This window comes from Armatimonadota bacterium (assembly GCA_016869025.1).
In the GTDB taxonomy this organism is placed as follows: Bacteria; Sysuimicrobiota; Sysuimicrobiia; order Sysuimicrobiales; family Humicultoraceae; genus VGFA01.
In genome coordinates, this window is record VGFA01000012.1 from 21,900 (window position 1) to 48,008 (window position 26,109).

At 68.4% G+C, this 26,109-nt stretch carries 29 protein-coding genes; 2 read left to right on the forward strand and 27 right to left on the reverse strand.

Features of this window, described 5'->3' with window-relative positions; translation table 11 throughout:
* Positions 1 to 5 precede the first annotated feature (5 nt).
* Both secF and secD read right to left on the reverse strand, forming a co-directional pair.
* Complete coding sequence (gene secF / locus FJX73_07840; protein ID MBM3470683.1) at positions 6 to 1,067, reverse strand: protein translocase subunit SecF; 1,062 nt, start codon at positions 1,065 to 1,067, stop codon at positions 6 to 8.
* Entirely contained in the window at positions 995 to 2,443 is a 1,449-nt protein-coding gene (gene secD, locus FJX73_07845; GenBank protein ID MBM3470684.1) for a protein translocase subunit SecD, read from the reverse strand. The genes secF and secD overlap by 73 nt, the downstream gene beginning before the upstream one ends.
* Between secD and FJX73_07850 the strand changes: the two genes are divergently transcribed.
* A complete protein-coding gene (locus FJX73_07850) occupies positions 2,250 to 3,500 on the forward strand; it encodes a DUF72 domain-containing protein (GenBank protein ID MBM3470685.1) in 1,251 nt (416 codons plus the stop codon). The genes secD and FJX73_07850 overlap by 194 nt on opposite strands.
* A gap of 10 nt (positions 3,501 to 3,510) precedes the next feature.
* Here the strand turns inward: FJX73_07850 and FJX73_07855 are convergent, their stop codons facing one another.
* The 19 genes from FJX73_07855 to recG form a co-directional block, all read right to left on the reverse strand.
* Complete coding sequence (locus FJX73_07855; GenBank protein MBM3470686.1) at positions 3,511 to 6,231, reverse strand: hypothetical protein; 2,721 nt, start codon at positions 6,229 to 6,231, stop codon at positions 3,511 to 3,513.
* A gap of 7 nt (positions 6,232 to 6,238) precedes the next feature.
* The gene (locus FJX73_07860; GenBank protein ID MBM3470687.1) at positions 6,239 to 6,550 is read right to left on the reverse strand and encodes a hypothetical protein; all 312 of its coding nucleotides are present in this window, start codon (positions 6,548 to 6,550) and stop codon (positions 6,239 to 6,241) included.
* Positions 6,550 to 7,164 carry a hypothetical protein gene (locus tag FJX73_07865; GenBank protein ID MBM3470688.1) on the reverse strand — a complete coding sequence of 205 codons (615 nt, stop codon included), beginning with the start codon at positions 7,162 to 7,164 and terminating at the stop codon, positions 6,550 to 6,552. The genes FJX73_07860 and FJX73_07865 overlap by 1 nt, the downstream gene beginning before the upstream one ends.
* A gap of 91 nt (positions 7,165 to 7,255) precedes the next feature.
* Positions 7,256 to 8,059, reverse strand: a complete 804-nt coding sequence (locus FJX73_07870) for a hypothetical protein (protein MBM3470689.1) — start codon at positions 8,057 to 8,059, stop codon at positions 7,256 to 7,258.
* A 37-nt stretch (positions 8,060 to 8,096) separates the two neighbouring features.
* Entirely contained in the window at positions 8,097 to 9,494 is a 1,398-nt protein-coding gene (locus tag FJX73_07875) for an FAD-dependent oxidoreductase (GenBank protein MBM3470690.1), read from the reverse strand.
* A 20-nt stretch (positions 9,495 to 9,514) separates the two neighbouring features.
* The gene (locus tag FJX73_07880) at positions 9,515 to 10,015 is read right to left on the reverse strand and encodes an HIT domain-containing protein (protein MBM3470691.1); all 501 of its coding nucleotides are present in this window, start codon (positions 10,013 to 10,015) and stop codon (positions 9,515 to 9,517) included.
* Complete coding sequence (gene rnc / locus FJX73_07885) at positions 10,012 to 10,692, reverse strand: ribonuclease III (protein MBM3470692.1); 681 nt, start codon at positions 10,690 to 10,692, stop codon at positions 10,012 to 10,014. Before rnc ends, FJX73_07880 begins: the two co-directional genes overlap by 4 nt.
* A gap of 85 nt (positions 10,693 to 10,777) precedes the next feature.
* Positions 10,778 to 12,019, reverse strand: coding sequence for a beta-ketoacyl-ACP synthase II (gene fabF, locus FJX73_07890; protein ID MBM3470693.1), 1,242 nt, complete (start codon positions 12,017 to 12,019; stop codon positions 10,778 to 10,780).
* Positions 12,020 to 12,054: 35 nt separating this feature from the next.
* Positions 12,055 to 12,303: an acyl carrier protein gene (locus FJX73_07895; protein ID MBM3470694.1), complete on the reverse strand. Its 249-nt coding sequence runs from the start codon at positions 12,301 to 12,303 to the stop codon at positions 12,055 to 12,057.
* Positions 12,304 to 12,321: 18 nt separating this feature from the next.
* Positions 12,322 to 13,071 carry a 3-oxoacyl-[acyl-carrier-protein] reductase gene (gene fabG / locus FJX73_07900; protein MBM3470695.1) on the reverse strand — a complete coding sequence of 250 codons (750 nt, stop codon included), beginning with the start codon at positions 13,069 to 13,071 and terminating at the stop codon, positions 12,322 to 12,324.
* 8 nt (positions 13,072 to 13,079) lie between these two features.
* Entirely contained in the window at positions 13,080 to 14,000 is a 921-nt protein-coding gene (gene fabD, locus FJX73_07905) for an ACP S-malonyltransferase (protein MBM3470696.1), read from the reverse strand.
* 41 nt (positions 14,001 to 14,041) lie between these two features.
* Positions 14,042 to 15,073: a ketoacyl-ACP synthase III gene (locus FJX73_07910; protein ID MBM3470697.1), complete on the reverse strand. Its 1,032-nt coding sequence runs from the start codon at positions 15,071 to 15,073 to the stop codon at positions 14,042 to 14,044.
* Positions 15,074 to 15,113: 40 nt separating this feature from the next.
* Positions 15,114 to 16,139 carry a phosphate acyltransferase PlsX gene (gene plsX, locus FJX73_07915; protein ID MBM3470698.1) on the reverse strand — a complete coding sequence of 342 codons (1,026 nt, stop codon included), beginning with the start codon at positions 16,137 to 16,139 and terminating at the stop codon, positions 15,114 to 15,116.
* Positions 16,140 to 16,161: 22 nt separating this feature from the next.
* Positions 16,162 to 16,362, reverse strand: a complete 201-nt coding sequence (locus FJX73_07920; GenBank protein MBM3470699.1) for a 50S ribosomal protein L32 — start codon at positions 16,360 to 16,362, stop codon at positions 16,162 to 16,164.
* Between the two features lie 37 nt (positions 16,363 to 16,399).
* Positions 16,400 to 16,831, reverse strand: a complete 432-nt coding sequence (locus FJX73_07925; protein ID MBM3470700.1) for a DUF177 domain-containing protein — start codon at positions 16,829 to 16,831, stop codon at positions 16,400 to 16,402.
* A 95-nt stretch (positions 16,832 to 16,926) separates the two neighbouring features.
* Positions 16,927 to 17,391: a hypothetical protein gene (locus FJX73_07930; GenBank protein MBM3470701.1), complete on the reverse strand. Its 465-nt coding sequence runs from the start codon at positions 17,389 to 17,391 to the stop codon at positions 16,927 to 16,929.
* 3 nt (positions 17,392 to 17,394) lie between these two features.
* Positions 17,395 to 17,883, reverse strand: a complete 489-nt coding sequence (gene coaD, locus FJX73_07935; protein MBM3470702.1) for a pantetheine-phosphate adenylyltransferase — start codon at positions 17,881 to 17,883, stop codon at positions 17,395 to 17,397.
* Between the two features lie 18 nt (positions 17,884 to 17,901).
* A complete protein-coding gene (gene rsmD, locus FJX73_07940) occupies positions 17,902 to 18,471 on the reverse strand; it encodes a 16S rRNA (guanine(966)-N(2))-methyltransferase RsmD (protein MBM3470703.1) in 570 nt (189 codons plus the stop codon).
* Positions 18,468 to 20,594, reverse strand: a complete 2,127-nt coding sequence (gene recG / locus FJX73_07945; GenBank protein ID MBM3470704.1) for an ATP-dependent DNA helicase RecG — start codon at positions 20,592 to 20,594, stop codon at positions 18,468 to 18,470. The genes rsmD and recG overlap by 4 nt, the downstream gene beginning before the upstream one ends.
* 152 nt (positions 20,595 to 20,746) lie before the next feature.
* Between recG and rpmB the strand changes: the two genes are divergently transcribed.
* Entirely contained in the window at positions 20,747 to 20,938 is a 192-nt protein-coding gene (gene rpmB / locus FJX73_07950; protein MBM3470705.1) for a 50S ribosomal protein L28, read from the forward strand.
* On the opposite strand, the gene FJX73_07955 is transcribed toward rpmB, so the two are convergent.
* From FJX73_07955 to FJX73_07980, 6 genes are all read right to left on the reverse strand, one after another.
* Positions 20,922 to 21,839, reverse strand: a complete 918-nt coding sequence (locus tag FJX73_07955; GenBank protein ID MBM3470706.1) for an Hsp33 family molecular chaperone HslO — start codon at positions 21,837 to 21,839, stop codon at positions 20,922 to 20,924. The genes rpmB and FJX73_07955 overlap by 17 nt on opposite strands.
* 4 nt (positions 21,840 to 21,843) lie before the next feature.
* Positions 21,844 to 22,827 (reverse strand): AIR synthase, encoded by a 984-nt coding sequence (locus FJX73_07960; GenBank protein MBM3470707.1) that lies wholly within the window; start codon positions 22,825 to 22,827, stop codon positions 21,844 to 21,846.
* Positions 22,824 to 23,471 (reverse strand): ECF transporter S component, encoded by a 648-nt coding sequence (locus tag FJX73_07965; GenBank protein MBM3470708.1) that lies wholly within the window; start codon positions 23,469 to 23,471, stop codon positions 22,824 to 22,826. Before FJX73_07965 ends, FJX73_07960 begins: the two co-directional genes overlap by 4 nt.
* Before the next feature lie 19 nt (positions 23,472 to 23,490).
* On the reverse strand, positions 23,491 to 24,426 hold the full coding sequence (locus FJX73_07970; GenBank protein ID MBM3470709.1) for a Gfo/Idh/MocA family oxidoreductase: 936 nt from the start codon (positions 24,424 to 24,426) through the stop codon (positions 23,491 to 23,493).
* Positions 24,423 to 25,538 carry a DegT/DnrJ/EryC1/StrS aminotransferase family protein gene (locus FJX73_07975; GenBank protein MBM3470710.1) on the reverse strand — a complete coding sequence of 372 codons (1,116 nt, stop codon included), beginning with the start codon at positions 25,536 to 25,538 and terminating at the stop codon, positions 24,423 to 24,425. The genes FJX73_07970 and FJX73_07975 overlap by 4 nt, the downstream gene beginning before the upstream one ends.
* A gap of 97 nt (positions 25,539 to 25,635) precedes the next feature.
* Positions 25,636 to 26,103: a DUF2505 family protein gene (locus FJX73_07980; GenBank protein ID MBM3470711.1), complete on the reverse strand. Its 468-nt coding sequence runs from the start codon at positions 26,101 to 26,103 to the stop codon at positions 25,636 to 25,638.
* Positions 26,104 to 26,109: the final 6 nt, after the last annotated feature.

The following is a 26,109-nucleotide window of genomic DNA, read 5'->3' on the forward strand; positions in this document are numbered from 1 at the left end:
GCCTGCTACCTCCTCCGCGACCGCCTTCGGCGCGGCGTAGTGTCGGCCGCCTGCGGCACCGACGCCTCGACGACCGTGGCCATCTCCGCCGGGGGTTCAGGGCGTGGCCGCTTGCCGCGGCGCTCTGCCCACCGGTGCCAGTCTACCAGGATGGCGCTCGCGTTGAACACCGAGGAGTAAGCCCCGACGGTGATCCCAGCCATCAGGCCGAAGGCGAAGTCGCGAACGGTGCTGCCCCCGAAGGCGTAGACCGCGCCGATGGCCAGGAGTGTGGTCAGCACGGTGTTGATCGAGCGCACCAATGCCTCAAGCAGGCTGCGGTTGACGAGCCGATCGAACGCCTCCCGCCCACGCATCGCCAGGTTCTCGCGAATCCGGTCGAACACAACGATCGTGTCGTTTATCGAGTAACCGACAACGGTCAGCAGTACGGCCACGAAGGCGGTGTTAACCTCCTTGCGCGTGATGGCGAAGATTCCCACGACGACGAGCAGATCGTGGAGGAGCGCGATGTCTGCTGCCATGGCGTACCGGAAGGACTTAAACCGATAGGAGACGTAGAGCACCTGCAGCGCCAGGCCGATCAGCACGCCTATGATCGCCACGTTGCGCAGCTCCCGTCCGATCTTGGGTCCCACCTCGTCCTCGCGCAGTATGGTCACCTTGCCGAACTTCTGCCTGAGCGCGGCGAGCAGGCCGTTCTTCGCCTCGGGGGTAAGCGGCCTGGTGCGGATCAGCACCTCCTGCTCCGCCTTCTGGATGACGCTCTGCCCGGTGGCGAATCGGTCTGCGACCGCGCGTACCTGCCCGGTGGTGAACGGCCTCTCCAACTGCAACTGGAAGAAGTTGCCGCCCGTGAAGTCCACGCCCCAGTCGAGCGCGCCTCTTCCGGCGGCCAAGTTGGTGATGAGCGCGATCACGCCGGGGATGATGAGGAGCAGGGAGAAAGCATATCCCCAGCGCCGCTTGCCCACTATATCCCAGGTCCGGTTGGTCACCGCGCGACCCTCCCGGCCAAGCGGGCCAACTGCGGCCCGAGGCCCGCGGTCGCGGCGGCGTCCACAAATGCCCGCGTAACGATGATCGCTGTGAACATGCTAACCAGCACCCCAATGCTGAGCGTAACCGCGAAGCCGCGGATCGGCCCGGAGCCCAGAAGAAACAGCACACCCGTGGCGATCAGCGTCGTGATGTTGGAGTCCAGGATCGTCGTCGTCGCCCTGGTCCAGCCCGCTGCTATCGCCGCGCGCAGGCTCTTGCCGGCACGCAGCTCCTCCTTGACCTTCTCGAAAATGATCACGTTGGCATCCACCGCCATCCCGATGGAGAGAACGATCCCTGCGATGCCGGGCAGCGTGAGCGTTGCGCCCAGACCGCTCAGCAGTGCCAGCAGGGCCAGCAGGTAGAGGGAAAGCGCGAAGTCGGCCATCAGACCTGGCAGGCCGTAGTAGAGCGCCATGAAGACCCCTACGGCTACCAGCGCGACGCTCGAGGCCTTCAGGCTCTTGTCAATTGAGTCCCGGCCCAACTGAGGTCCAACCGTGCGGTTCTCCACTACCTCGACCGGGATGGGCAGCGACCCGCCCCGCAGGAGAACGGCCAGGTCGCGGGCCTCCTCGATCACGCGGAAACCGCCGCTGATCTGCCCGCTCCCACCGGTGATGCGATCTCGAATGACCGGTGACGATATGACCTCGTTGTCGAGCACGATCGTCAGGTACTTGCCGACGTTCGCGCCCGTGTAATCCTCGAACGTCTTGGCGGCCTTGCCGCGGAACTTGAAATGGACTATGGGCTCGGCGCTGTTCTGGTCGAAGCCGGCCTGCGCGCTTTCCAGGTCTGCCCCGGTCAGCACCACCTTCTTGGCCAGAGGCAACGATCGGGCAGTACCGGTCTGGCCCGGGGGCTGAGGGGCACCCGGCCGCTCGGGGAGGATGACCGTCTTGCCGTCGGCGCTCCAGTGCGCGCCGTCGGGCAGCGACTGCGCACCGGTGTCCACGAACTCCAGCAACGCCGTCTTCCCGATCAGCTTGATCGCCCGTTCGGGATCCTGGATTCCAGGCAACTCGACGATGATGCGCTTCAGGCCCTGCCGCTGGATCGTCGGCTCCACCACGCCCAACTGATCTATGCGCTTCTCGATCACCCGCATCGCGGCATCCACGGCCTCGGGCGTGGCCTGTGCGGTTGACGTGTCCAGCCCCTCCAGCACTAGCAGGCTGCCTCCCTTGAGATCAAGGCCCAGGTTCATGTGCAGCGTGGGGCTACGGAAGACCGGCGTGCGACCGACGAACGTCAGCGGGCGGAACGCCACCTGTATCGCCGCAAGGCCGAGGACAAGGATGATGACCAGACGGAAGCCGAGACGCGCTCTCAACAGCAATCCCCTTCCAGGGAGTAATGATGATCGGGCGCAAAAAAAACGGGCAGAAGCCCAGGACATTATAGCCAGGGCGCGAAGGTACTGTCAAACGCGCGGCGGACGCGCCGGCTCCAGACGAACACGCCGCGAAGGGAGCCGGCAGGCGCACGCGAACAGTTCCGCTGTGAGCCTGTTCCCGGAACCCGCCGGCGTCCCGAAGACCGCCCCGATCACCGTTCGAGGGTGCGAGGTCTTCGTGGGAACCTGCTCGTGGGCAGACCGCGGCGTGGTGGCCAGCGACTTCTACCCGCGCGGTACGAAGACCGACCCGAGAGCCCGTCTCGCGCACTATGCCGGCGTCTTCCCCGCCGTCGAGGTGGACGCTAGCTACCACGCCCTGCAACCCCCCGAACGCGCCAGACAGTGGCTGGACTGGACGCCGGCCTCGTTCAGGTTCGGTATCAAGGCGTTCGCGTGGCTGACGCGCCACGAGAGCGATCCGAGGCGACTGCCGCCCGCGATCGCTGCTCTCCTACCCCCGGGTCTGCGGTCCGGCGGTCCGGTGCGCGGCGACCGCGTCCCGGAGGAGGCGCTGGGCGCGGTCTGGGACCAGTTCGCGGAGTTCGTCAACGTGTTTGTCGCGGAGGGCCGGCTGGGCTACGTCTTGTTTCAGTTTCCCAAGGGTGTGGGGTACTCGCCGGACCTGTTCGCCTACCTCGAGACATGGGCGCCCTACCTGCGCGACTGGCCGGTGGCCGTGGAGATCCGCCACAAGGAGTGGCTGTACCACCGGCACCGGGAGGCGTTCCTGGGCTTCCTGCGTGAGCGCGGGTATGCCTATGTAGTTCCCGACATGGCCCAGGTGCAGTACTTCCCTCCGCCCGAGGTAGAGGTGACCGCCGGGTGGTCGGTCGTCCGGTTCCACGGCCGCAATCCGGCGCTTGTAGAGCGCAGGGTGCCCACGGACCGCGCATATGACTACCTCTACTCGCGGGAGGAACTGGAGGGGTGGGCCGCGACCGTGGGCACGCTGGCTCCCAGGGTCGGCTCCCTCTATCTCATGTTCAACAACCACGCCCGCGGCCAGGCCGCGCAAAACGGCCGTGAGATGCAGGCGCTGCTGACTGCATCCGGCTGACCCCGCCCGCTCAGCCGCCCGCCTGCATCCTGAGTTGCGCCTCCTGTTCCAGTCGCGCCAGAGAGAATCCCAGGGGAACCAGCAACGTTTCGGCGGTGCGCATCAACTGACCCACGTAGTAGTCCGCGTCGCACGACCAGTCAGGTCCCAGCAGCCCAAGGGGCCGAACCCGGTCCTCGGGCAGGCGCGCGCGCGCGTCGGTGACCACGTACTGGATCCGCTCGCCCGGATGCAGCCGCACCCCGGCGCGGGCCATCTGGCGCGCGGCCACGGCCACGGCCGCGTTGTTCCTGTAATCCTCCGGCGCGCGCGAGATGGTCGTCGTCACGGCAAGATCGGCGGCCCGGACCTCCCGGCCCCGCAACCGGACCACGGCCTCGGTCAGGATGTCCAGCACCCGCGGTCCCGCGGCGCGCACCTCCGCCGCCGTCCTGGCCGCGAAGAGCACCTCCAGCATTCTGGCCTGCGTGCGCTCAACGAGCGCAGGGACGTCCGAGCGCCGGACCTCGATGCCGCGCACCTTGGTCCCACCGTCATCGAAACGGCCCAGGTAGCGGTTGGGCACACCCAGGCCCGGATGCGTGCGCGACGGCAGGAACGCGATCCAGTCGTAGACGCCCTCGACGAGAATTGGGAGCCCGGTCGTCTCCTCTATCACCCGGGCCAGGCCGTCGTAGTCGGCGTGCGTTGCGCCACTCCGGTGCAGCCACATGGAGTCCACCAACGCGTGGAGCATCCGATAGCCCCGGGTTTCAGCCAGGTCCTTGGCCCGCAGGAGCATCTCGCGGGAGAAGGCGGTTGTGGCCTCGTGCGCCTCGATGCGGCCGAAGCGGGCGTTGCGATACCCGAGGTAGCCAAATGAGTTGCCAGTGAGAACTCCGCCCTCAACGAAGAACACCGCTGGCTCCTCAACTAGCTGAAAGCAGTACACATACGGCTTGTCGTACGGAACTCGATCTAACGACTTCACAGGTGCAAACAACAGCGGCGATTCGACTAGCCGTTCGTCAAAGGAGTGTGCCAGCGGGATCCAATCGCCAACTGAGAGTTGGTCGGCCCGCTTGACCCGCAACTGCCCTTGTTCGAGCACATAGCAGCGGTGGTTCGGCGTCATCAGCAACTCTCGCCCCCACCGCAACCGCATGCGAATCATCGTTGGAGGCGCGGGCACCTTGATGACGGCATGCACGGGCTTCACACAGCCGCGAAGGCGGCCATCGATACCGGTGACTGCCAGATCATCTACCGGTTGCTCCCCACATGTCGAACCCGGGAGATAGGTATCCACGAGATCTCGAATCGATGCGATCTTCCAGCGCCCGTTCGCGCGGTGCAGAATGCTCGTGTCGCCGTCCAAGCAGCACACCAGGCACCACTTCAGCGCGGTCTGCCGCTGCTGGTAGAGGGCGCGCGCCTCGCCGGAGGTCTCCTGCTTCCGCCGCTTGTAGTACGCCCGCCGCGCCAGCAGCGGCTCCAACACCTCCGGCAGCAGGCCCCTTCGTCGCCTGCACAGGCGCGCGCCGGTCTCCGGCACGCGCGGCGCGTCCGGACAGCACCTGCAATTGATCGTCTCAGGCGAGATGTTGAACCGCTCCATGATCGTGGGATACATGGACGCGAAGTCGAGCTCGCCGACACCCTCAAACAGGCCCACGACCGGCTGGTAGGTGAGCCCACCCTTGTCCGTGACCAGCAGTTCTCCGGCCGACTTGAACCCTTCGGGCTCGCTCTTGCGCCATGGGACCAGCACGCCCCGCCGGATCGCGCGGTGAATCTGCATCGCGCTGATCGCCGTCCCAATCGAGGTCCGGGCCAGATACTGTACCGGCAGGCATGCCAGGCGCGCGATCTCCAGCAGCCCGGCCAGTTCGGACTCGCCGTATATGAACGAGTTGCGCAGGTCGAGGTGCCAGCGGCCCCGGAGCATCTGCGCGCCGGCCGTGAATACGGTCTGGCCGTAGGTGACGTACGAGCGGGCGCGCCGCATCCGCAGGTCCTGGCCGCGCTCGCGGTTCCACCGCAGCGGAACGCCGGTCCGCGCCGCGAGCGCCCGCAGCCGCGGCAGGAGGAACGCGTCGCCCCACTCGGTGAGAAGTACGTCGGGATCGTAGCGATCGAGCAGGCGGTTGAGACTGCCGATCAGGTCCTCGGGGCGATCGCCGCAGAGCACGACCGTTTCTCCGTTTACCGACGCCTCGATCTCGGTCATCCGACCGTGTGCCGGGTTGATGGGGTCGCCGTCCAGGCGCAGGCGCATCGTGACCAGCGGAGGAAGGGCGTACTCAAGGTCCTCCGGCGTATCTAACGGCTGGAACTCCTGTACCGTGACGGCCGGCCCTCCCGCCACCCGATACCGCCCCAGCGGGAACAGCCCGGTCTGTGCAAAGAACAGTTGAGGGATGCTGAGGTCACAATCGAACGGCGACAGGCCTCTGATGCGGGCGACCGAGCGTACCGCGGATGGGAAGGCAAGCGGTGAGCGGACGGCGATCCGCAGCACCGGCAGCGCCGCGCCGGAGAGGAGCTCTTCCCGCGCTGCCATCGCCGTCTCGGCCGCAATCCCCTGGTCGGCCAGGCGCGCCGGCAGCCGGGCCAGAAGACGCTCCGGTCCTGCGACATAGAAGACCGGGGCAAACGGCGCCACCAGACGGTGCGCCCGGCCGTCCTCGCCGATCAACCAGACCGCCATGCCGTCCCCGGTGGGATAGGCGTCGAACAACCAGCCGGTCAACATCACCTCACCCCGGCCCGGGATCACCGGCCTGGCCGGCGCTACGGTCCGGCGTACCCGGCGCACCGGCCTCCAGGTCTTCCACCCGGACGCGCAGCGCCTCCACCAGCTTCGCCATCTCAATCAGCATGGCCAGCATCAGAACCTCAAACGGCACCGGATGCGACAGGTAAGCGGCGGGCGCGGTATGATGGCGCGCGGCCGCGAAGAGCCGGTCGAGGATCACCCGGTCCTCTCTGCGCAGCGCCCGGCGGAACGGCGCGAAGTTCGCTTCCTCCTGGGCGACGATCTGCGTCATGGTGGGTACGGTGCGGCCCATCAGCACCACCGCCGCGCGGCCAGCAGCGGCACCTCCGGCTCCCACCACCAGCGGCCGGGTGAGGGTTTCTCCCCGGCTATCTCGATCCTTCCCTCACGGCAGGAGGCACGGAACACCCAGTCCGCCGCAGCGGCAATCTGTACCCCAAACCCTTCACGCCCGCGTACCGGTGGCTGGGGCGGCGCGGCCACCACCAGCGGGTGCTGCCGCGCGGCCAGGCGGGTGAGGGTCGCGAGCACCCGCTGGAAGATCCGCCGGGCCTCGGCGGTGGAGAGGTCCTCATCGTGGAGTGGATCCAGCAGGCCGGCTATCAGCACGCCGGAGGATCGGCGCGCCGCAACCGCGCCCTCCAGACGGTCAACAACCGCGGCTTCGAGCTGGTAGGCGGTGAAGACGCGCGAGATGAAAACGCTGGCCAGCAGGGCTTCGGGACGCCGCCCCATCCGGCGCGCCAGGCCGGTGAGCAGGTACGGGTTGAGCGCGTTTGCCCCATCCACGATCAGGAGCGGGCTGGCAGGAGTCGCTGCGCGCAGGCCGAGCAGCAGGCCTACGGTCAGGCAGGCCGGATCCCCGTGGACCAGAACAAATCCGGTGCCTGGAAAAGGTGTGTACATCGGGCGACCTGGAGCACAGCGCCGGATACATGGGCTCCATCCCGATTATACGAACAAGTGTTCGTATGTCAATGCCGAACAGGGGCAGGAATCAGCGAGCTACGGCAAATCTGAGGTACCACTCCCGCAGCGCTGGGTTGCGGTACTGAAACTCGCTGATCAGAGCAAGCCCCACCTTGGCGCCGCCCAAGATCCCGGCCAGAATCCCGGGGCGCGTAGGAACGCCCACCACCTGCGGCGACACGGTCAGGAAGAGCTCGTCCAGGACCTGTGCCTCGGCCAGGTGTCGGTTGACAACCGGTCCACCCTCGGCCAGCACCCTTCCGAACCCGCGGGCTCCAAGCAGCCCCAGGGTGGCCTCCAGGTCTACTTCCCCGGACGCGCCAGCCGGGACCACCCAGACCTCGGCGCCCGCCTCCTCGATGCGCCGGCGATCGGCCGCCCGCGACAGCTCGGTCGTAATCACCACCGATGCGAACTCCCGGTGCCCAAAGAAGCGTTTGCGCAGCACCGCATCCGAGAACTCGGCCCGGCCGGAGACGACGAATGCCGCGGGATTGGCAGGCCGGCCCGCGGACGCGCGCGCCTCCCGCAGGTGCGGGTGCGTGATGGCCACGATGTCGTTTTGCCGAAGCGTGCCCGCGCCGCAGAGCACCGCGTCGGCCCATCCGCGCAGCGTCCTGAACAGGTAGTGATCCACCTCGGAGCCGATCCCCCATGCCTTGCCGTCAACGGCCACCGCGCCGTCCAGCGTCTGGACCATGTTGAGGATGACGTGGGGCCGGCCCGCTGGAGCGGGTGCCTCCAGGTCGCGGTATACCGCCTCGAGCGGCACCTCCCTGGGGTGCGGCTCGCGCGCGTGGTAGGCCAGCGTGAGAACAGCGGGCAGGGACACGACGCCACCGCCTCTCTGGCCGATCGGCCCGTCCGTGTCAGAAGTCAATCCGCGCACCCGCCCGCAGCAGGCGCTGCTGCACCTCGCGCACGAGGTCTTGCCGCTGCGCGAGCTGGTGAGGAGTCACGCGGTGCGCCACCGCCACCGCAGCAGCCACGCCGACGCCCTCTCCCATGGCCATCGTGGTTGGAATCACGCGGGCCGAGCCCGCGGCCTGGTAGGTGGCCGAGAAGGCGCGGCTCGCCACGAACAGCCCGTCTATCCGCGCGGTTATCAAAGAGCGGAGCGGTATGGTGTACGCGCGCCTTACAGGCCTGTAGGGGTACTGCTCGCCCTGCACGTACTGGTGCAGATCTATCGGGTAGGACGCGGCGCCGATGCTGTCCCAGAAGCGCGTGCGCCCGACGATGTCCTTTCCGGTCAGCGTGTAGAGCCCTGCGAGATGGCGTGTCTCACGGATGTAGAGTTCGGGCGCCACCTCGACCAGCCGCGCACCGGCGAACCCCGGGACGTTGGCCCGCAGATAAGATAGCTTGTTGGGGATCTCCGCAACCGCGCGCGCATAACCGTCCGCGCAGGAGGCCGGGGCCGTGCCGTCCACGTCGTGGATCTGCAGCGAGTTGATCAGCAACGTTCCGTCGGGCAGCTTGCCGATATTCAGGTCGAGCGCAGAAAGCCGCGCGTCCGCCGGGCGGTACCCGCGCATCGCCTCCTTGAACCCCCAGGCGTATCCGTTGAAGGCGCCGCTGGGGTGCCGGCCGTGCCTGTGCGCATACGCGTACCGAACGATCTCCGGCCAATCCACATCGGCCACGCGGTACATCAGCGTCGCAGGCATCGCCCTGCGGTCAATCCCGGAGGCCTCCCGGCCGTAGGTGAAGGGCACGCCAGAGGCAGCTGCCAGGTCGCCGTCGTCGGTGGCATCCACGGTGACCGCGGCACGGATCGGGGCCGTCGCCTGATCCGAGAGGCGCACCCATACCCCAGCGACGCGACCTTCCACAACGATGGGTTCGGTGCGCTCAATGCCCAACAGGGATACTATCCCGGGCTCTGCCTCTACCTTGTTCCGTAGGATGGTGCGGACCTTGCGGGGATCGAAGGTGATTCCCCCGATCTCGTGATAGATCTCCAGGAAGATCCCCTTGATGAGGTTCTCGCCGTTGGGTCCGCGGCTCATGTCCACCATGTTGAGCATGGCGCCGGTCATGACCGTCCCCAGGAATGGGCGGCTCTCCACCAGAACCACCACCATGCCTTGACGCGCCGCCGCGAGCGCCGCGGCCACGCCTGCCGGGCTTCCGCCTACCACGAGCACGCCTGCCCGAAACCCCGGCGGGCTGGTGTCCTGCCGCAGGAAGGCCGGCTGAATGAGCACGACGGCCGTGGCAAGGGCCAGGGCGGCAAGAACCGTCCGCAGGATTCCGAAGCGCATCTTCTCTGGCAGTGACGGCTTCAGGTCGCCTCGGGCCCAACCAGAAACGCCAGGGCAGAGGCCAGCCGCTGATAGGTGTCGTCCAGATGCTCAGGCAGTACCTTGACGTCGCACAGGACCGGCATGAAGTTGGTGTCGCCCGACCAGCGCGGCACGATGTGCAGGTGCAGGTGGTCGGCAATCCCGGCGCCGGCAGCGCGACCCAGATTCATGCCGACGTTGAACCCGTCGGGCTCCATGGCACGCTCCAGCGCCCGGACCCCCAGACTCACGAGCCCCATCAGCGCCTCTGCCTCGCGTGCCGTCAGATCGTCGGGGCGGGCCAGGTGCCTGAACGGAACCGCCATCAGGTGGCCGGTATTGTAGGGAAACCGGTTGAGGATCAGGTAGCCATCCGGGGCGCGGTGCAGGATCAGGGCGGCCCGGTCATCACCTGACGCCGGCGCCTCACAGAGAACGCAGCCGGTCACGGCAGGAGCGGCGATGTAGGCGAACCGCCACGGTGCCCACAGCCGCTTCACTGGGCCCCGCTGTCGAGCCGGCGCAGCGCATCGGCCGCGGCCGCCTGTTCCGCTTCCTTCTTGCTCTGGCCGCTGCCCTCTCCGATCGTCTTGCCGGCGGCCTCAACCACGGCGGCGAACGTCCGCGCGTGCTCCGGGCCCTCGGCGCGGGCGATGCGGTACTTGGGCATCTGGCGGCGGCGCTGCAGCCGCTCCTGAAGCTGGCTCTTGAAGTCGTCTCCGACCCGATGAATCTCCTCGGCCAGTTCTCCGAGCCAGCGTATCACGAGGGCGTGCACCACCCCGTAGCCCGAGTCCACATAGACGGCGCCCAGGACCGACTCCAGGGCATCGGCCAGCATCGAGGCACGCTGCCGCCCTCCTCCCTTCTCCTCCCCCCGGCCCAGCATCAGGTAGTCGCCGAGGTCTAGCCGGCGCGCGACCGAGGCCAGCGCCCCCTCGTTCACCAGTCGGGAGCGGTTCTTCGCAAGCCCGCCTTCGTCCATGTCCGGGTTCCTGCGGTAGAGGTCGTCGGCGACCACCAGACTCAGGACCGCGTCCCCGAGGAACTCCAGCCGCTCGTAGCTCTTTGCGGGATCCTGACCGCGCTCGTGGCTGAACGACCCGTGCCTCAGCGCCAGGTCGAGCAGCGACCTGTCTCGAAAGCGCACTCCCAGCCGCTCCTCGAGCGCCGCCAGCTGGGCCAGGCGTCCCTGTGACAGCACCTCGCCCACCGCGCCGGTCTCATCGGGCGGGAGAGGCGGCGGCAGGACACGCTTGCGTCTACGCATGGTTTGCCCTCAACACGAGTGTGGCATTGTGGCCCCCGAATCCGAACGCGTTGGAAATCACCGTGCGCAGCCGTCCTGGGCGGGCCACGTTCGGGACGTAATCGAGGTCGCACTCAGGATCAGGAACCTCATAGTTGATCGTAGGCGGCATCGTCTGGTGGCGCAGCGCCAACGCGCAGGCGATGAACTCCACGCCGCCCGCCGCCCCCATTAGGTGCCCAATCATGGACTTCGTCGAGCTGACGGCGAGCCGGTGCGCGTGCGCGCCGAAAAGACGTTTGATCGCCAGCGTCTCGAGCCGATCGTTGTACGGCGTGCTGGTGCCGTGCGCGTTGATGTAGTCAACCTCCTCCGGTGCGACCCCGGCATCGGAGAGGGCCGCGGCCATGCTCCGAAACGCGCCGTCGCCTTCGGGGTCGGGCTGCGTAATGTGGAAGGCGTCGGCCGTGGCGCCGTAGCCGATCACCTCTCCGTAGATCTGAACCCCGCGCGCCTCGGCGTGCTCCGTCGCTTCCAGGAGAACCACGCCTGCCCCCTCGCCTATCACGAAGCCGTCTCGACCCGCGTCGAACGGGCGTGATGCCCGGCCGGGCTCGTCGTTGCGCGTGGACATCGCCCTCATCGAGCAGAACCCGGCCATCGCCAGCGGCGTGATGGCGGCCTCCGAACCTCCTGCCAGCATAGCGTCCACGTCGCCGCGCTCGATCATCCGCGCTGCGTCACCGATCGCGTTGCCGCCGGTGGCGCACGCCGTCACAACGCAGGAACTCGGCCCCTTGGCCCCCGTGAGAATCGAGGTTACCCCGCTGGCCATGTTCGAGATGATCATCGGAACGAAGAACGGCGAGACCCGCTCGGGTCCCTTCAGGAGCAGCTGCCGGTGCTGCTCTTCCCACGTCGTGGCGCCTCCGATTCCCGATCCGATCAGCACGCCGATCCGTGTCGCGTTGGCCGGCGTTATGACGTAGCCGGCGTCGTCGAGCGCCATTCGCCCGGCGGAGTAGGCAAACTGCACGAATCGGTCGTTGCGCCGCGCCTCCTTGCGGTCCATGAACGCCAGGGCATCGAAACCGCGCACTTCGGCCGCGATCCGCGTCGCGTACCCCGAGGCATCGAAAGCGGTGATCAGATCCACCCCCGACCGTCCCTCGAGCAGCGCAGACCAGAACTCCTGATGGCCCACGCCGATCGGGCTCACCACGCCCAACCCGGTGACCGCAACCCGCCTTCGCACGGGAGATACCCGGAAGCCCCAGGCGCCAGGTGGCGCTATTGCGCCGGCTCTTTGGCTTGACGCTCGATGAATGCCACGGCGTCGCCCACGGTCACTATCTTCTCGGACTGGTCGTCAGGAATCACTATCTCGAACTCATCCTCCAGCGCCATCACGAGCTCGACGACATCGAGGGAGTCCGCGCCCAGGTCCTCAATGAACGAAGACTCCGGCGAGATCTTGTCCTCTTCCACGTTGAGTTGACTGGCCACCTTCGCCCTAACCCGTTCGAATACCGTTGCCATGAGCGCCTCCCCCTTCGGTCAGTGCATGATCATTCCGCCGTCCACGTTCAGGACCTGCCCGGTAACATACCCGGCTTCATCCGACGCCAGGAAGACCACGGCCGCGGCGACATCATCCGCTGCGCCGGCCCGCCCCAACGGTATCTGCGCCAGGTAGCGCTCGACGGTCTCGGGTGCCAGACCCTCGGTCATGCCCGCCGCGATGTAGCCCGGGGCCACCGCGTTTGCGGTGATCCCGCGCGCCCCGACCTCGCGCGCTACCGCCCGCGTAAGGCCGATGATCCCTGCCTTGGCGGCCACATAGTTCGCCTGCCCGGCGTTGCCTCCCTGCCCGGCGGTCGAGGTGATGTTTATGATCCGCCCGCGCCTTTGACGCAGGAACTCGCGCAGTGCGGCCCTGATACAGTAGAATGTCCCGCTGAGGTTGGTGTCCAGGACGGCCTGCCAATCTTCATCACGCATCCTCAGCACGAGCCCGTCGCGCACGATCCCCGCGTTGTTCACCAGGATATCCAGCCGGCCGAATTCCTCTAGGGCCGCGGCGATCACACCGGCCGCCTCCTCGGGTCTGGAGAGGTCGGCGCCGACCGCTAGGGCCCGTCCTCCGGCTGCCTCGATTTCCCCGACAACGGCCAGGGCCGCCTCGCGGTTTCGGCCGTAGTGGACGACCAGGGCCGCGCCTTCCCGGGCCAGCGCCACCGCGACGCGGCTGCCGATCCCACCCGAGGCGCCGGTGACCACCGCGACCTTGCCGTCGAGCCGACCCATAGCCCCGGCTACCTCCGGCTCCCGGCCGTCCCCTGTTCGGGTGACGCCGCGACCGATCCGAGCGTCGAGAGCGCCGCGTCAAGCGTGGCCTGGTCCTGCACCGAGACCACCACGGCTCCCGGGGCGGTACGTCGAACGAGCCCGGCCAGCGCCGTGCCGGGGCCTACCTCAACGAAGACCGAGGCGCCGAGGGCGCGCAGCGTCACTACCGACTGCTCCCACCGAACCGGCGCCGCCACCTGGTCGAGCAGCGCGGTCCGTATCTCCTGCGGCTCCCGCACGGGCTGTGCGGTGACGTTGGCTACTACCGGGATCCGGGCAGGAGCCACGTTCACCCGGCCCAGAGCCGCGGACAGGAGTGCTGACGCGGGCCTCATCAACGAGGTGTGGAATGGGGCGCTGACGGCCAGGCGCGTGACCCGCCGCGCGCCGGCTGCCAGCAGCCGGGCCGACGCATCCTCAACCGCACCCGCCTCTCCCCCGACAACGACCTGACCGGGCGCGTTGAAGTTGGCGGCTTCGACCACACCCGGCGTCTGGCGGCAGATCTCGTCCACGCGCTCCGCGGGCAGGCCCATCACCGCCACCATAGCCGTGTGCTGTCCTTCCACGGCGTCCTGCATGAGCTTCCCGCGCTGCCGCACCAGCGCAACCGCATCGCCAAGCGCGAGCGCCCCGGCCGCCACCAGGGCCGTGTACTCTCCCAGACTGAGCCCGGCGGCCATGGCCGGCCGGACTCCGTGTTCGGCCAGGGCGGCGGCAGCCGCCCAACTGCACGTGAGTATGGCCGGCTGCGTGTTCTCGGTCTGTCGTAGGCGCTCCTCGGGTCCCCTGCGGCAGAGGTCCAGGATATCCAGCCCGATGGACTCGCTGGCCTCATCGAAGACGCGTCGCGCCGAGGCGTACCGCGCTGCCAGATCCACGCCCATGCCCACGTACTGGGCTCCTTGCCCAGGGAAGACGAACGCGATCACGGCGTGCGGCCGCCCGACCGCCTGGCCATGGCCGAGTCACCGGTCCACCGGATCGCGCCGGCGCCCCATGTAAGACCCGCCCCGAAAGCCACGAACACCACCAGGCTGCCCGGGCGGACGCGCCCCTGCTCTACTGCCTCGTACAGCGCCACCGGAACCGAAGCCGAAGAGGTGTTGCCGTACCGGTCCGCGTTGACGAAGAACCGCTCCATCGGCTGGCCCAGCCGCTCTGCCGCCGCCTCGATGATGCGGACGTTTGCCTGGTGGGGCACGAAGCAGTCAACGTCTTCAACCTTGAGGCCGGCCTCTTCCAAGACGCGCTCGATGGCCCGCGGGATCGCCCGAACGGCGAACTTGTAGACCTCGCGCCCGTTCATCTTGAGGTAGTGCATGCGGGCCGCGACCGTCTCGTGACCCGGAGGCCGCCGCGAGCCGCCGGCCGGCAACTCGATGAGCGGTGCGCCCGCTCCCTCCGCGCCCAGGTGGAAGGCCAGGAATCCCTCCCCGGACCGGCACGGTCGCAGGATCACCGCCGCGGCGGCATCGCCGAAGAGCACGCTCGTGGCGCGGTCGCTCCAGTCGGTGATACGTGAGAGGACCTCGGTGCCAATGATCATCACGGTCTCGGCCCTGCCGGAGGCAATCGCCGCGTGCCCTATCGCCACCCCGTAGGCCCAACTGCTGCAGGCCGCAGACGCGTCGAAGGCACCGGCGCGCCGGGCGCCCAGCCGATCCTGCACCAGGCACGCGGTCGCCGGGAACAGCATGTCCGGCGTTGCGGTCCCCACGACGATGAGGTCGAGCTCGTCTGCCACAACCCCCGCGTCGGCAAGTGCCTCGGCCGCCGCCTCGCATGCCAGGTCCGAGGCGGCCACCTCGGGAGCCGCAATGCGGCGCTCACGGATCCCGGTGCGCGTCCGGATCCACTCGTCGCTGGTATCCACCATCCGCTCCAGCTCCTGGTTCGTCAGGACGCGCGGTGGGATTCCGCGTCCGATGCCAGCGATGGTTGAACCGCGGACTGCCATCAGTAACCTTCGTCTCTTGCGGCGCTGTCCTGGCGCATGGTCACCTGAGGCATGGGATGGCTTCCACCTCGCCACCGTGGATGGCGGAGCTGATGCGTGCCGGTACCTGGTGCGTGGCGGCGTCCATCGCCGCGCGAATCGCGTTGCGGATGGCGCGGGGGTTGGATCGGCCGTGGGCGATGATGCACACGCCGTTGATGCCCAGCAGCGGCGCGCCCCCGTGCTCCCGGTAGTCCAGCCGCCCCCAGATCCTGCGGGCGGGACCGAGCAGGGGAAGCAGATAGAGCGCCAGCAGCCGGCCGCGCCAGCCCCGAAGCTCGGAGGTGAATATCTGGCGGATCGCCCGGACCAGTCCTTCCCCGCACTTCAGCACGACGTTTCCAACGAACCCATCGCAGACCACCACGTCCGCGAGGCCGAAGAAGAGGTCCTTCCCCTCGATGTTGCCCGCGAAGCAGAGGCTCGAGTCGCGAAGGAGGCCGGCCGCGTGAATCGTCGCGTCGTTGCCCTTGATGTCCTCCTCACCGTTGCTGAGAAGGCCCACGCGTGGCGAGCCAATCCCGAGCACCTCCCGCGCGTAGATGTCGCCCATAAGCCCAAACTGCGCGAGGTGCTGCGGCCTGCAGTCCACGTTCGCCCCTGCGTCCAGCAGCACGACCGGCCGTCCGCTCACCGTGGGCAGGACCGCGGCGATTGCCGGCCGGTCTATCCCCTTGATGCGCCCCAGTATCAACATGCCGGCGCCCATTGCCGCGCCCGTGTGCCCCGCGCTGACGACTGCGTCGGCTTTGCCTTCGCGCACCTGCTGCACCGCCACCGCGATGCTGGAACGGCGCTTGCGGCGCAGGGCCATCGCCGGGTGCTCGTGCATCTCGATCACGTCCGGGGCCTCGACGATCTCAACGGGGAGGGGGCCCGCACCGACGCGGCGCAACTCCGCCTCGATCCTCGCCGGAATGCCCACGAGGACCGGCTCAACGCCGAAGTCGCGCGCGGCCTGGACCGCTCCCTCCACGATGGCACGGGGAGCGTGGTCCCCGCCCATCGCATCCACAGCGACCCTCATCGCCGGGCCCGTATCCCGGGCACTACGCTTCCTTCTTCTTGGACTGCCGGCTCTTGACTGCCACGACCTCGCGCCCGTCGTAGAAGCCGCAGGAGGGACAAACCCGGTGGGGAACGATGCGGGACTTGCACTGCGGGCATGTCACAAGGGCGATCACGCTCGCCTTGAAATGACTTCGGCGCGAACCGGTCCTTGACTTGGGATGTCGTCGCTTCTGGGCCACAGAATCTCCTCCAGTTTCTCAGCGCGCAAGCGCAGACTCACTCGCAGGCACAGCGCCCGGCATTGAGGTCGGCCCCGCATTTGCCGCACAGCCCCGGGCAATCAGGGTGGCAGCGCGCCGGAGTGGGCAACGCCAGCAGGAGCATCTCTCGCGCCAGCGCGTCAACGTCCAGTACCGTGGTGCCCTGGGCCGCCGCGAGGAACTCCTCGCCGTCCCACGCGAGATCCTCGTACACCGGCGCTTCGACAACGGCGCGGAACGGCGCGGCACAGCGGTCGCACACGAGATCAACCCGCGTCACCAGCCGTCCCTCCACCCTCAGGGACGGTCCCAGATTGGTGAGCGAGAGGGTTCCCTCGACGGGACCGACGAACGGCATCTCGACGATCCCGCTCGCCATCGGCTCGCTGCAACTCACCACGAGCGCGGCGCCCCGTTCGGCGCGCAGGGCACGGAGATCCATTCTCACGGCAGGTGCGCCTCGCCAAACATGCCCATTATAGGGACCGGGTTTTTGGGGTGTCAATGAACGCGCTCACCCGGGCCGCCTATCACGTTCGCCGGTCACGTTCGCCGGTCACGCCCACCCGGCGCGCGCAGCACCTCCTGCCCGCGGCGGATTGCCGCCAGGATCCTTTCCATCTCCGTCTCGAGGCGCGCCAGCACCGCGGCGGCATACTCGTCTGCCCCACGCCGGATGCGGTCGGCTTCGCGCTTTGCCTCGTCGGTCGCAGCAGGGCCCTCCGAGGCACGCCCGCGGGCGGCTCCGGACTCGGCGAGCGATCGGGCATGGGACTGCGCGTCCAGCACAATGCGCCGGGCTTCTTCGCGAGAGCGCGCCAGCGCCAGTTCTGCCTCCTCCATCAGGCGGGAGGCCTGGTGGAGCTCCCTGGGCAGGGCCGCCCGCGCCATTCGAAACAGACCCAGGACCTCGTCCTCGATGGCCTGGCGCCGATCGGCCGGCAGACGCCCCAGGTGGCGACGCAGTACGCTCTCGGCCCGGTCGAGCAGTTCCAGCACGGTCTCCACGGGCTACCCTTGCCTGGGCCACCTGACCCGCAGTCGTTCGCCAACCGCGGGCGGCACAAGCCCGCCGACGTCACCGCCCAGCGCGGCCACCTCGCGGATGAGCGCCGATGACACGAACGCGAACTGCGGGTCGGCGATGAACAGCAGGGTGTCCAGGTCAGGAGCCAGGCGGCGGTTCATCGCCGACTGCTTGAGCTCGTAGTCGAAATCTCCGACCGCGCGCAATCCCTTTATCAGACAGGTCGCGCCACGCGAGCGTGCGAAGTCAACGGTCAGCCCGCTGTAGGCCACCACCTCGACCGTCGGGAACCCCGCGATTGCCTCCCGCAGCATCTCGACTCGGTCATCAAGGGGGAACGTACCCAGGCCCTTGTCTATGTTCTCCGCGACCGCCACGATGACCCGGTCGAAGAGGCACACGGCCCTGCGGATGACCTCCATGTGACCGTGGTGAACAGGATCGAAACTCCCAGGGTAGACGGCAATGCGCACGCCGACTCCTTTCTCCCGCTAGGAGCGGGGCCCCTCGCTGGTGCAAATGAACCACAGCGCGGTCTCGCCGTACCGTGCCTCCCGCGCCATCTCCTGACCAGTGGCCAGCGCGGGTCTGTCCCTCCAGTGACCCTCTGCTACGATCAGTCCTCCTGGGGCCAGGACCCCGGAGTCGGCTATCGCAGCCAGCGACCTCTCGATCAACCCCATCCCGTACGGCGGGTCCAGGAGCACCAGGTCGAACACGTCTCCGGCGCGGGCCAGGCGACGCAGCGCCTCAACCGCGTCCTGGCGCCGCACCACCGCACGCTGTTCCAATCCCTGGCGCCTCAATTGCTCGCGGATCACACGCACCTGCACCGCGTCGCACTCCACGAAGACCGCCCGACGCGCCCCCCTCTGGAGGGCTTCTATGCCGAGCGCCCCGGTCCCCGCGAACAGGTCAAGAACGGCACGCCCGGCCACCCATGCCCCGAGGGAATCATACAACCCGGCCCGCACGCGCGAGGCAGTGGGGCGCAGCCGGTCACGCCGCGCGCTTCTGGGAACCGGGCCGGCAGATCGGCGGCCAGGACTCACGGGCGTCAGCCCACCGAGGCCAGGCCAGCGCGCGCCGCCATCTGGCGGCGCGCCGCCTCACCCAGCCCCTGGGCCTGGGGAGAGACCAGATCGGGATCCTCGCGCAGGAGCGCCTCGGCCTCCCTCCGGGCTTCCTCCAGCAGGGGAAGATCTCCTATCAGGTCTGCCACGCGCAGACCTCCCATTCCGTGCTGTCGGACGCCCAGGACCTCCCCGGGCCCACGCAGCTCGAGGTCTTCCTGGGCGATCCGGAACCCATCGTTGGTGGACCGCATGACCTCGAGGCGGCGCTGACCAACCTCGGTTGCCGGGTCGGCTATCAGCACGCAGTAGGAGCGCGCCGGGCCGCGGCCGACCCGGCCGCGCAGCTGGTGGAGTTGGGCCAGCCCGTAGCGGTCCGCGTCCTCGATGATCATGATCGAGGCGTTGGGAATGTCAATCCCCACCTCGATCACCGTGGTGGCCACCAGCACGTCGATTGCACCTGCGCGCAGTGCCTCCATCCGTTCCTCCCGCTGGGAGGGGGAGAGGCGGCCGTGCATTACGTCCAGCCGAATGCCGGCGAGCGGACCGGCGGCCAGTTCGCGCGCCAGCTCGATCGCCGATCGCACCTGCACCGCTTCCGACTCCTCGATCAGCGGGCATACCACGAATGCCTGCCGGCCCGCAGCCACCTGATCGCGGACGAAGGCGTACACCGCGGGCCTGGAGGCCTTGGGTCGCACAAAGGTCCTGACAGCATGGCGACCAGGCGGCAGCTCGTCCAGCACCGAGACGTCGAGGTCACCGTAGACCGTGAGCGTCAGCGTACGCGGAATGGGCGTCGCGGTCATCACCAGAACGTCCGGGGCCTGGCCCTTCTGCCGCAGCCGCGACCGCTGCATGACCCCGAATCTGTGCTGCTCGTCCACGACCGCCAGGCCCAGCCGCTCGAAGATCACCCCTTCCTCCAGCAGCGCGTGCGTGCCCACGATCACGCACCTTTCGCCGCGCCGCAGCGCGGCCAGCGCCGCCGCCCGCTCCGAGGCGTCCACGCTGCCGGTTAGCAGGTGCACGCCCACACCCATGGGCTCCAGCAGGCGCGCCACGGTAAGGAGGTGCTGGCCGGCGAGGATCTCTGTCGGAGCCATCAGCGCTCCCTGGCTGCCGCCCTCGACGCAGGCGAGCAACGCCGCGGCCGCGACCACGGTCTTCCCGGACCCAACGTCGCCGTGCAGGAGCCGGTTCATCGGCACGCCTCCGCGCAGGTCGGCCAGGACCTCGCCGATCACGCGCTGCTGGGCACCGGTGAGGGCGAACGGCAGCGATGCCAGGAGCCGGACCACTGCGTCCCCGAACGGTCGGTAGGCCGCGCGCCTGGGCGTCAGGGCCACGGCGCGGCGCTGTTGCAGGACCCCCAATTGCAGGACCAGTATCTCCTCGAAGGCCAACCGGCGGCGACCCGCGGCCTGGGCCTGCTCGTCTTCGGGGAAGTGAGCAGCCCACAGCGCCTGGTGCAGGTCGGGCAGGTGCAGGCGGCGCCGCAACTCCTCGGGTAGCAGCTCCGGCAGTTCGGCCGCGTACCCGGCAAGCGCGGTGCGCGCCATCGTCCTCAGCGCTCTCTGCGGCAATCCCTCGGTCGAAGGATAGACGGGCACGAGCCTCCCGACCAACCAGGGGTCGGCGTCCACCTCCAGCACCTCAACCTCTGGCGACACGAACTGGAGTCCCCGGCCGATCCGCTCCACCCGTCCGTAGAGACTGACCTGCTGGCCGCGGGACAGACGCTGCCCGAGGTAGGGCTGATTGAACCAGACCGCGTGCGCGGCACCGGTAGCGTCCACTATGCCGGCCCGGACCAGGGTGGTACCGCGTCGCGTCCGGACCGTCTGCACGCGCTCAATCCGCGCGATGGCCACCTGATAGGCGCCCTCGATCAGCCGGCCGAGCGGCGTTGGGTTCCGCCGGTCCTCGTGGCGACGGGGAAGGTGCAGGAGCAGGTCGTGTACCGTGGTAATGCCCAGGCGGGACAGCAGGGCTGCCCGGGCTGGCCCCACACCGCGCAGGTACTGTACAGGGCTGTGCGGATCGCTCCGGCGCTCCGATGCGGAAACCGTAGATGGGCGGGGCGCTGCAACGTTACGCCTGGTCATCCCTCACCGGCCCGGGCACAGCCGCGGGTCTGGCTTCTTGTTCGTCGCCATGCATGGCTCTCCTTGCGCGGTTGCGGACCCAGTGTGCCTGTGCTAGAATCCGGCCGTCATCCAGACGCAGAAACTCGGCACGCGAATACGAGAGGTGCATGATGGCACGACGTTGCGCAGTCTGTGGAAAGGGGCCCGTGGCCGGAGGCAGCTTCAGCCATTCTCACGTGCGCACGCGGCGCCGGTTCCTACCGAATCTCCAGAAGGTGCGGATCAAGGTTGAAGGTGCCGAAAGACGGGCTCAGGTGTGCACGGCCTGCCTCAGGTCGCGACGCGCTAGCCGTGTGAGATAACCACACCGTCCTCGCCCGCGGGCTGCGCGGACAGGGCAAATACCTCCGCGATCTGATCCGCTCCAAGTTCGTAGCGCTCCTCGCAGAACCGACAGCGCACCTCCACCATCCCCTGCTCGCGCAGCAGCCGGTCGCTCTCGGGACGGCCGAGCGCAATCAGGACCCGCGCCACCTTCTCCTGGCTGCAACGGCAGGAGAACCGGACCGGCCTCCTTTCCAGGACCGACATCGGCAGGTCGCCCAGGGCGAGGTGCAGCATCTCGTCGGGCGTCGCGCCCGCGCTGATCATCTGCGTGACCGGCTGCAGCGCGCGCACGCGTTCCTCCAGGAAGGCGGGAATCGCCGCGGGAGCTCCGGGCAGCACCTGGAGCATCCATCCCCCTGCCGCCAGGACCTCACCGCCCGGTGCTACCAGGACCCCCACCGCGACTGCCGAGGGAACCTGCTCGCTGGCGACCAGATAGGCCGCCAGGTCCTCCCCCACCTCGCCCGAGACCAGCGGCACGCTGCCCTGATACGTGTCGCGCAGCCCCAGGTCCCGCGTCACGTGGACTGTGCCTGATCTCCCCACTGCGGCTCCCACGTCAAGCTTGTTGAGGGCCGTGGGCGGGAAGTGCACGATGGGATTGGCGACATAGCCCCGCACGGCGCCTTCCGCGGTGCAGTCGGCAACCACGGGCCCAAGAGGTCCGTCGCCCAGGATGCGGAGCGTCACGCTCTGGCCCGGTTTCAACCCGGAACCCAGCATGGCAACCGCGGCCAGCGCCCTTCCTAGCGCGGCCGTGGCGGTGGGAAGCGTCCCGTGCCTCCGTCGCGCCTCCTCCGCGGCCCCGGTCGCGATCACGGCGCAGGCGAGGATCGAGCCCTCTGCGGCGATGGCACGCAGCAGTGCGTCCGTCACGCGGTCACGGCGCCTCGAGGATGCGCCAGAGTTCGTCGCGGTCGAGGGGCTCCAGCGTCAGACGCCGGCCCCAGCGGATAATCGTGCGATCGCTCTGCTCCAGGCGCCCGACGACCACCGCGGCGATGCCCGCCTGCGCCATCTCCGACAGGAGCCGGCCCGGGTCGGCGACGGCGATCAGCATGGCGCCGCTTCCGATCAGGCCCAACGGGTCCGCGCCGAGGATCTCGCAGATCTGGCGGGTTTCGGGGAGCACCGGGACCGCATCGGCCTCCAGCCGGACGCCGCATTCGGACGCCTCGGCCAGCTCCCAGACCCCGGTCAGCACCCCGCCCTCGGTCACATCGTGCATCGCCGTCGCCCCGCACCTGGCACCCATGCGCCCCTCGGGCACGACGCTTATCAGGTCGAGAAACCCCTGAGCGCGATCAAGCACGGTCTCTCCCACCAGCGGCCTTAGGCGGTCGGCCAGGTCGGCGGCCAAGATCGCCGTGCCCTCGATGCCCGCCGCCTTGGTCAGGACCAGGGCGTCGCCGGGGCGGCCGCCGCCTGCGGTCACGAATCCGCCGGACGGTGCCCGCCCGATGGCAGCGCTCACGACCAGCGGCCTGGTCAATCCAGGCGTCACCTCTGTGTGCCCACCTATGATCTCGACCCCAACGGTCCGGGCCGCGGCACCCGCTTCGCGCATGATCCTGTCAAGATCCTGCTCCGCGCTGGAGGCGGCCAGCAACAGCGTCAGCAGCAGGCCCACAGGCTCAGCGCCTGCTGCGGCCAGGTCATTGCACGCGACGTGCACCGCGAGTCGCCCGATGTGCTCACCGGCGCCTGTGATGGGATCGCTGGTGGCAACGCAGACCTCGGCACCGAAGTCAATGACCGCGCAGTCGCGCCCGATCCCGGCGTGCTCAAGGATGTCGCGCCGATGCCCCAGAAACGGAAAGACCCGGGCCCGCAACTCGGCCGGAGAGAGCTTGCCAACCCTCATCGAGATCGAGACGGCAGGGCGCGGTCGAAGGCCACGGAGGCCGCCAGACCCGCGACGGTTCCGACCGAGACCTGGACGAGGTTGTAGGGCACCTCGGCAAGTGCGGGCAGTGCCCCCAGGCCAAGCAGGTAGGCCTGCGTCACGAAGTAGCCCGCGACCATGATCAGCCCGCCGGCCATCATGCCGAACACCTTTGCCGCGACCCGGCTCCCGCCCTCGGATCGGAGAAGCAGCAGCCCTCCGGCCGCAACCCCCAGCAGCACCGCCGCTGCCACGCGCACGGCAAGGGCTTCAGATGCCAGCAGGACCGCAGCGGCGATCGCGCCGGCACCCAGGCCGAACCGCCAGACCCCTGGGCTGACCGTCCGCGCTACCAAGCCCACGACCGCGCCTTCCAGGCCCTTGATGACGAGCGTGAACGGCGCGTATTGAGCGTAGCCCAACGAGAGATCGGCCAGCGCCGAGCCGACCCCGCCTGCCAGGGCGCCCACCAGCGGACCGAACAACAGCGCCGACGCATAGACGCCGGCCTCGCCCAGATTGAAGAACCCCTTCGTCTGAGGAATGGGAAGGACGAAGGCCCTCGTGACAACGAACACGAGCGCCGTCATGACGCCTGATAGGGCGAGCTCCCGTGTCCTCACGGCCGTGCTCCCTTGCGGACTATGCGTGGACCCTGGGGACGATGCTGACCAGACTGTTGAGCAGCCGGTGACTGATCTCGAGCGCGTGGTAGCCGTCCTCTGCGCTCACCCGCGGGCGGTCTTCCCCGCGTATGCACGCTACGAAGTGCGCGATCTCGGTCCGCAGGGGTTCCTCGCCGTCCAGCGAGATGCGCTGGTGTTCGCCGTTGAAGCGCCGGACGCTGATCGCCTCACGCAGGTAGTCGAGGTGGACCGTACGATCGGACATCGTGACCTCGGTATCCACGGCCTTGACCGCGGCCACGCGGCTGGCGGTCAGCGTGATCCGGCAGCCGCTCTCCATCGTCAGATGGCCCACCGCCAGGTCCTCGTGGCTGTTGTGCACGCACACACCGACGCCGCCCACCTCGGCGACGCGTCCGGGCGCGAGCGAGAGCACGATGTCAATGTCATGAATCATAAGGTCGAGCACGACGCCTACGTCCATTACCCGGTGCGGATCGTAGGGCCGAACGCGACGCGCCTGAATGAAGAGCGGATCAGAGACCATCTCGTGCATCCGATGGACCACCGGCTTGAACCGCTCGACGTGCCCCACGAGCATCACCGTGCCGCGGCGCTCGTTGAGGGCAACCAGCCGCTCCGCTTCCTCGACTGTCGCGGCCATCGGCTTCTCCAGCAGCACGTGCACGCCGGCATCGAGGAAGTCACGGGCCACACTGTAGTGGCGTATCGTCGGGACGACGACGCTGACGGCGTCCACCCGCCCGATCATCTCCCGGTAGTCCGCGTACCCTCTGACCTCGAAGCGGTCCACCGCCGAGCGCACTTCCCTGGGGTCGAGGTCGGCAACCCCGGCAAGCGCTACACCTGGAAGCGACGCCAGAATGCGTGCGTGGTGCCGCCCCCACTGCCCCAGGCCGACCACGCCGACACGGATCGGAAGGGCGCTCACCGGTCTTCCCCGGGAAACGCGCGCACCGTGGACACCACCCTGGTCAGGTCGTCGTCCACCAGGGACGGATGGACCGGAAGCGAGAGCACCTCGCCGGTGAGACGCAAGGCGTTCGGGTACGTGCCGTCCAGTTTCAACCGGCGATATGCCGGGGTCTGCGTTACCAGCGACGGATAGTACACCCTGGCACCGATCCCGGCGCCGGCCAGGTGGGTAATCAGGGCGTCACGACCCTGCCGGACGCGCACGGTGTACTGATGGTACACGTGGCGCAGGCCTGCTGGCTCCACCGGCAGGCTCAACCACGAAAGACCACGCAGGCCATCCGTGAGCCGCTGCGCGTTCTCCCGCCTGTGCTGGTTGCGCCCCTCCAGGGCCGAGAGCTGCACAACGCCCATCGCCCCTGCCATCTCGGTCATGCGGAAGTTGAACCCAACGACCTCGTAGGCGTACTCCGCCTCGCCCCGCGGATCCACCAGCAGCCGGGCCCTCCGGGCCACGGCAGGGTCGGAGGCAGTCAGCATCCCGCCCTCACCGGTGGTCATGTTCTTCGTCGGGTAGAAGCTGAAGATCGCAGCGTCCCCAAACGACCCCACTCGCCGGCCGCCGGCTGCGGCACCGTGCGCCTGCGCACAGTCCTCGATCAGCAGGACACCGTAGCGATCGGCGAGCGCGCGCAGGGTTACGATGTCCGCGGGAAGTCCGTAGAGGTGCACCACGAGGATGGCACGAACCCCACCCCGGCGAAGTTGATCCTCAACGGCGCCAGGATCAAGGTTGCACGTCTCCGGATTCACGTCCACGAAGACCGGATGTGCGCCCGCGTGGATGACGGCGTTGCTGCTGGCCGCGAACGTAAACGGGGTCGTTACGACGCGATCGCCGGGACCGATTCCCAGAGCGAGCATCGCGACGTGCAGCGCGGCACTGCCCGACGACGTGGCCACGGCGTGGGGGACGCCGATGTAGGCGGCGAAGGCCGCCTCGAACTCCGCGACCCGGCGGCCGGCAATCAGAGCGCCGGAATCGAGAACCTCAAGGACCTGCCGTTTCTCTTCCTCGCCGATAATCGGTCGGGCGATCGAGATCGCCGCCGCGGTGCGTGGGGTCATGCATCACTCCCGATCGATTCCTGTGGGCCACGCCCCATTTTATAGTGTCCGGTGGGCAGGCGCAATCTTCTCGCACACGGGCCGCGGGACGATGGCCTCAGGAGGCCGCCGCTTCCAGCTGGCCCTTGAGCGCGGCCAGCATGCTCTCGCAGTTCTTGCGCATCAGCACCTTCACGAGCGAACTGAGCAGCGCGCCCGCCAGCGGGATGTCCAGCTCGAACTCGACCTCCAGGCTCGTTCGGGTCCCCTCCGGCGTCGCCTCAAAGCGCCACGCCCCCTCGTACTTGTTGAAGTCCCCGGACCGCTGCCTGAAGGTGCAGACGCGCTTGCCGTCATCCCACTCGTCCTCTTCGACCCACCGGATCCGGCGGCCCTGGACGCGGGCCACCCATTCGGTCACGGTACCGGTCGGCAGACGCTCAAGCACCGCGACGCTCTCCAGATCCGGCATGAACTGCGGAAAGCGCTCGACGTCCTTGGCGAGCGCGTAGACCTTCTCTATGGATGCTCCTATTACGGTAGACGCCTCGACGCTGGCCACGGTCCAATCCCCCCAGTGCGCCAGAACGGC